4 protein-coding genes are annotated in these 5,922 nt (G+C 68.5%); 3 read left to right on the top strand and 1 reads right to left on the bottom strand.

The window, feature by feature from the left end; all coding sequences use genetic code 11:
• Positions 1-136: 136 nt before the first annotated feature.
• Positions 137-2,413: a glycoside hydrolase family 3 N-terminal domain-containing protein gene (locus SM191_RS19045; RefSeq protein WP_341507585.1), complete on the bottom strand. Its 2,277-nt coding sequence runs from the start codon at positions 2,411-2,413 to the stop codon at positions 137-139.
• Between the two features lie 171 nt (positions 2,414-2,584).
• On the opposite strand from SM191_RS19045, the gene SM191_RS19040 reads away from it, so the two are divergent.
• The 3 genes from SM191_RS19040 to SM191_RS19030 all read left to right on the top strand — a co-directional run bounded on the left by SM191_RS19040 (position 2,585) and on the right by SM191_RS19030 (position 5,699).
• On the top strand, positions 2,585-3,604 hold the full coding sequence (locus SM191_RS19040; protein WP_341507584.1) for a LacI family DNA-binding transcriptional regulator: 1,020 nt from the start codon (positions 2,585-2,587) through the stop codon (positions 3,602-3,604).
• A 196-nt stretch (positions 3,605-3,800) separates the two neighbouring features.
• Entirely contained in the window at positions 3,801-5,330 is a 1,530-nt protein-coding gene (locus SM191_RS19035; protein ID WP_341507583.1) for a L,D-transpeptidase family protein, read from the top strand.
• Positions 5,331-5,348: 18 nt separating this feature from the next.
• The gene (locus SM191_RS19030; RefSeq protein WP_341507582.1) at positions 5,349-5,699 is read left to right on the top strand and encodes a hypothetical protein; all 351 of its coding nucleotides are present in this window, start codon (positions 5,349-5,351) and stop codon (positions 5,697-5,699) included.
• Positions 5,700-5,922 lie beyond the last annotated feature (223 nt).

Below are 5,922 nucleotides of genomic sequence, written 5' to 3'. Positions count from 1 at the left end.
GCCCCACCCCCGGCCCCTCCCCTGAAGGGGAGGGGTGTCGCGCTATCGAGAGGGCGACCCCCTCCGTCAGGCCTGACGGCCTGCCACCTCCCCTGCCAGGGGAGGAATGCCATGAATGTCGACCTTTGCTGGCAAGCTATGCTGTCAGCTCGAATGTGCCGTGCGCGCCCTCGGCCTGGGCCGATGGTGCGATCCAGGCGTCGAACAGGCCCGGCTCGACCGTGGGGCGAAGGTCCCTGCCCAGGAATTCCAGTTGCGCGCGGGTCAGATTGAAGCTGACCTTCTCGCTCTGACCGGGGGCGAGGGCGACCTTGCGGAACGCTTTCAGCTCGCGGACCGGGCGGGTGATACTGGCGACGCGGTCGCGGATATAGAGTTGGACCAATTCCTCGCAGGCACGCTTGCCGGTGTTGGTGACGGTCGCCGATACGGTGATCCGCCCATCCCATGCCAGGATCGCGGGCACCTCCGCCGCCCCATAGCGGACCGCGCCATAGGTCAGGCCGTGTCCGAAAGGGTAGAGCGCGGCATGGGGCGCGGTGCGCCACTGCGTCTTGTAGGGGACGCGCGGGCCCTCGGGCGCGGGGCGGCCCGTCGCCTTGTGCGCATAGTAATAGGGCTCCTGCCCGCTTTCATGCGGAAAGCTCAGCGGCAGGCGACCCGAGGGGCCGACCGCGCCGAACAGGATGTCGGCGATGGCATGGCCCGTCTCCGACCCCAGGAACCAGGTGACGAGGATGGCGGGCGCATCCCGCACCGCCCCCTCCAGCGCGAGGCCGCGTCCATTCTTCAGCAGGACGACCACCGGCTTGCCGGTCTTCGCCACCGCCTCGGCCAGTTCCATTTGCGGCGCGGGGACGGTGATGGAGGTCCGCGACTGCGCCTCGCCCGACATGGTTTCGCTCTCGCCGATCGCCAGCACGACCACGTCCGCGCCCTGCGCCGCGGCGACCGCCGCCTCGATCCCGCCGGGCAGCGGCTCCTCGACGCCCGAGCCCGGCGTGACGGTCACGTTCCGCGCGCCCGCGTCGCGCAGGCCGGTGGCCAGGTCGATCGCCTGGTTGTTGTCGCCATAGACCACCCAGGGTCCGTTCAGGTCGTGCTGGCCGCTGGCGAAGGGGCCGACCAGCGCGATCCGGCGGCTCTTGTCGAGCGGCAGCAGGTCGCCGTCATTCTTGAGCAGGACCATCGCCTTCTGCGCCGCCTCGCGCGACAGAGCGATCGCGGCCTTGGTGCGGGAGCGTGCCTTTTCGCGCTTGCGATCGATCCGGCGGAAGGGATCGTCGAACAAGCCGAGCATCTGCTTGACCGCCAGCACCCGCCGCACCGAGCGATCGAGCACCTCCTGCGGCACGGCCCCCTCGCGCACCAGGGCGGGGAGATGCTCGGCATAGAGATTGGACTGCATGCTCATGTCGACGCCTGCCAGAAAGGCGAGGCGCGCCGCGTCCTTGCCGTCCTTGGCAAAGCCCGCCGCGATCATCTCTTCATCGCCGGTATAGTCGGACACGACGATGCCGGGAAATTTCCACTCGTCGCGCAGCAACTGCTTCATCAGCCAGGGATTGGCGGTGGAGGGGATGCCGTCGATCTCGTTGAACGAGGCCATGCCGCTCATCGCGCCCGCATCGAACCCGGCCTTGTAGGGCGGCAGATAGACTTCGCGCAGAGTCCGTTCGGACAGGTCGACGATATTATAGTCCAACCCGCTCTCGCCCGCCCCGTAAGCGGCGATATGCTTGATGCAGGCCATGACCGCATCGTCGGCGGACAGATCCTCGCCCTGGAAACCCTTCACCCGTGCGGCGGCGAACAGATTGCCGAGCAGCACGTCTTCCCCTGCGCCCTCCACGGTACGGCCCCAGCGCTGGTCGCGCGCGATGTCGACCATCGGACAGAAGGTCCAGTCGATGCCCGCCGCCGCCGCCTCGAACGCCGCCATCCGTGCGGTCCGCATGGCGAGATCGGGCTCGAAACTGGCGGCCTCCGCCACCGGCACCGGGAAGATGGTGCGATGGCCGTGGATCACATCGGCAGCGAAGATCAGCGGAATCTTCAGGCGCGAATCGCGCATCACCGCGCGCTGCATCCGCCGTGCCATCTCCGCACCATTGCCGTTGAACACGCCGGTCAGCCTGCCCGCGACCGCATCGGCGATCTGCCCCTCGAAGCTGGGGCCGTTGGAGGGCGGGTTGAGCGCGGTGGCGATTCCGCCGCCCCAGGCCGCGGCATTGAGCTGCAACTGCCCGGCCTTCTCCTCCAGCGTCATCTTCGCCAGAATCGCCTCGATCGCCGGGGACAGGGCGGTGCCGTCGCCCCGTGCCAGCAGCGCGCGGGCCGGGCTGGCCGCCCAAGCCGCCACCGCGCCTGCGCCCAGCAGCGCCGCACGGCGCGAAATTCGGATGTCGGACATGGACAATCTCTCTCCTGACATGCCATGATCGGGCGAACGTCCTGCGCTTCACCGGTTGCATGGACTTTCGCCTTAAGGGCCTTTTGTAACCGGTTACACGGGCAAGACCCTTCGCACAAGCGGTTGGGCAAGGCCGGATCGACCCGGCCATGAGCGGGAAGGGAGTGGGGTGTGAGGCAGGGATCGGCCACGATCCGCGATGTGGCGCGCGAAGCGGCGGTCTCGGTCGCGTCGGTGTCGCGCGTGATGAACGGGCATGTCAGCGTCCATCCGGAGACGCGGGCGCGGATCATGGCGGTGGCGCAGTCGCTCGGCTATGTCCCCCATGCCGGCGCGCGAAGCCTGTCCTTGTCGCGCAGCCATGCGATCGGTGTCGTCCTGCCCGACCTGCACGGCGAATTCTTCTCGGAGATCGTGCGTGGCATGGACCGGGAAGTGACGGCGCGGGGCTATCACCTGCTCCTGTCCAACATGCACGCCGATGCCGTGCTGGCGGCACAGGCGGTGCGATCGATGCGGGGACGGGTCGACGGGATGATCGTCATGGCCCCGCAATTGGACACCCAGGCGCTGGACGAGGCGCTGCCGCCCGACATGCCAGCCATGCTGGTCAATTCGTCGCCCGGCGTGGCCCGTGCCGCACTGCGCATCGACAATGCCGCCGGGATCGCGGCGAGCGTCGCGCATCTGGTGGCGCAGGGGCGGCGCGCGCTGGTCCATGTCTCGGGACCGCCCGCCAATATCGACGCGGAGGAGCGGCGCAGGGGCTTTCTCGACGCGATGGCGCGCCTGGTCCCCGAGGCCGAGCCGATCGTGATCGCGGGCGATTTCCACGAGGAATCGGGCGGCGCGGCGGTCGCGGAACTGCGTGCGCGGGACATCGCCTGTGACGGCATCGTTGCGGCGAACGACATGATGGCGCTGGGCGTGATGGCGGCATTGCGCGAGGCGGGGGTGGACGTGCCCGGCGCCGTCGCGGTGACGGGCTTCGACGATATTCCTCTGGCCCGCTATCTCAGGCTGACCACTGTCCGCGCGCCGATGGCCGAGATGGGCGCGCGGGCGGTGGCGCGGCTGATCGAAGCGCTGGAGGGCGGCGAACTGCGCCCCGAGGCGGAAACCATCGCGACCGAGCTGGTGATCCGCAGCACGACGCCGGGCAGCGTTGTCGGAAGCGGGGGAAGCGTGTGATGAGAAGGGCCTTCCCTCTCCCCTGTCCAGGGGAGAGGGAAGAAGGAATAGCATGAATGCCGATCGGCTCTGGCACCACGGCCGGGCATGAAATTCCCCGTCGATCCCGCGATCGGTTCAGCTTGGCGTAGGATTGCGTGTTATAAGCGCGCGCTCCTGCGACGACATTCCGATGAATAGGGGCTATCATACCGACATGACCGCATCGCATTTCCCCGTTTTCGGCCCCTCCATCGCCCGGCTTCTCGGCTCGCTGGCGGCGGGGTCGCTGGTGGCCACGCCCCTGATGGCGCAGGTCGCGCCGCCGCCGGTGATGCTGCCGGGCCCGCCCGCCCAGGCGCAGATGCCGGGCGGCCCCATCGTCCAGCCCCTGCCGCAGACCGCCGTGCCCAGCGTCGCCGTGCCGACCCTGTCCGACGCACAGCTTCGCCAACTCGCCACCCTGGTGGCACAGAGTGAGGTGTCCCAGGGGCTGCGACAGGGGCCGCCGCGCGACCTGTCCGGCCTGTCGCCAGCCGTGCTGACCCGCGTCGCGCTCGATTATGCCCATGCGGTTCATGCCGGTCGGCTGGATACCGCCGATTTCACCAAGGATTGGGGCATCCGTCCCCAGGCCTATGACCCGCTGCCGGGCTTTGCCGATGCGGTGCGTCGCGACCGGCTGGCGGCATGGATCGCCTCGTTGCCGCCGCCCTATGCGGGCTATGACGCGCTGGTGAAGGGGCTGGCCCGCTATCGCGCGATGGCGGCGGCGGGCGGCTGGACCGCGTTGTCGGCGACCACGATCAATTTCGGGGCGAGCGGGCCGCAGGTGCTGGCGCTGCGCAAGCGGCTCGCGATGGAGGATTCCGGGGTCGGCACCGGCGGCGAGACATTTGACGAGAATCTGCTGGCGGCGGTGCGCCGAGCGCAGCGGCGCTATGGGTTGAACCCGGTCGGCACCGTGGGGTCGCAGACCATCGCCGTGCTCAACGTGCCCGTGGCGCAGCGCATCCGCCAGATCATGGCGAACATGGAACGCTGGCGCTGGTTGCCGCAGCAGTTGGAGGCCAAGCGGGTTCAGGTGAACATCGCCGCCGCCGTGCTGACCGTGTTCGATGGCGACAATCCGGTCATGTCGATGAAGGCGGTGACGGGCCGCCCGGGCAACGAGACGCCGATGCTGGTCTCGACGATCCGCAGCATCGTGCTGAACCCGCCCTGGAACGTGCCCAGTTCGATCGCGAACAAGGAATTGTGGCCCAAGGAGCGGGCCAATCCCGGCTATCTGAAGCGGGCGGGCTTTCGCGTGATCGACAATGGCGACGGCAGCAAGCGGTTGCAGCAATCGTCGGAGAAGAGCGCGCTGGGGCGGTTCAAGTTCGATTTCCCCAACGACTTCGCGGTCTATCTGCACGACACGCCCGCGCAATCGGGCTTTTCGAAGTTCGACCGGCTGGCCAGCCATGGCTGCGTCCGGCTGGAAAAGCCCGCCGACCTCGCCGCGCTGATGCTGAAGACCACGCCCGAATGGCAACCGGCGCAGGTCGATGCGGTGCTGGCGTCGGGCAAGACGGTGCGCGCGACCATGGCGGAGCCGGTGGCGGTCTATCTGCTCTACTGGACCGCCTTCGCCAATGCCGATGGCCAGGTGGGCTTCCGCGAGGACCCCTATGGCTGGGACGCGCAACTGGCGACCAAGATCGAGGCACGCTCCGCCGAGCGTGCGCAGGCCAACACGAACTAAAAGGGCTCAGGCAGGACTATGAGGACGATCACGAACAAGCGCATCATGGCGTTGCTGGCGGCGGGGTTGTTGCTGCCCGCGCTGGCCGGTTGCTCGCGCTCCGAGCCCGAGGAACAGCCGGTCACCACGGTCGAGAATGACGCCGGGGTCGAAGAGGTGATGCCCGAGGAGAACATGGCCGCGACGGAGAATGAGGCGGAACCCGCCGCCGCCCCCGCCAACATGGCCGAGGCCGCACCGCCCCCACCGCCCGAGCGAACCGCCGATCAGCAGATGATGGACGACGCATCGGCCACCGGCATGACCTCCCGCGTCGAGCGCACGCCGGGCGACGCTCCTGCGGAAGACGCGCCCAAGGACGGACAGTAATCCCGCCAATTCCTCCCCAAGCCATGCTTGGGGAGGGGGACCGCCGCGAAGCGGTGGTGGAGGGGCATGGCCGCGAGCGGCGGCACCCCTCCGTCAATCCTGCGGACCACCACCTCCCCTTTGTAGGATTCCTCTGCGAAACGGCTCATTTGTGACAGAGGATCTGGGCGAGGCTTTCGCTGCAGGGATCCGGTACGGGCCTTGGTCAGCTTTGGCTGGCCGG

This window comes from Sphingomonas sp. 2378 (assembly GCF_038084995.1).
In the GTDB taxonomy this organism is placed as follows: Bacteria; Pseudomonadota; Alphaproteobacteria; order Sphingomonadales; family Sphingomonadaceae; genus Sphingomonas.
Note: the sequence above shows the minus strand (reverse complement) of the source record. Positions and strands in the feature narration are given on the sequence as shown.

Excerpts from the sequence above, each read along its gene's own strand:
- SM191_RS19045 (WP_341507585.1), bottom strand. The coding sequence starts at position 2,413 with ATGTCCGACATCCGAATTTCGCGCCGTGCGGCGCTGCTGGGCGCAGGC.
- SM191_RS19035 (WP_341507583.1), top strand. The coding sequence starts at position 3,801 with ATGACCGCATCGCATTTCCCCGTTTTCGGCCCCTCCATCGCCCGGCTT.
- SM191_RS19030 (WP_341507582.1), top strand. The coding sequence starts at position 5,349 with ATGAGGACGATCACGAACAAGCGCATCATGGCGTTGCTGGCGGCGGGG.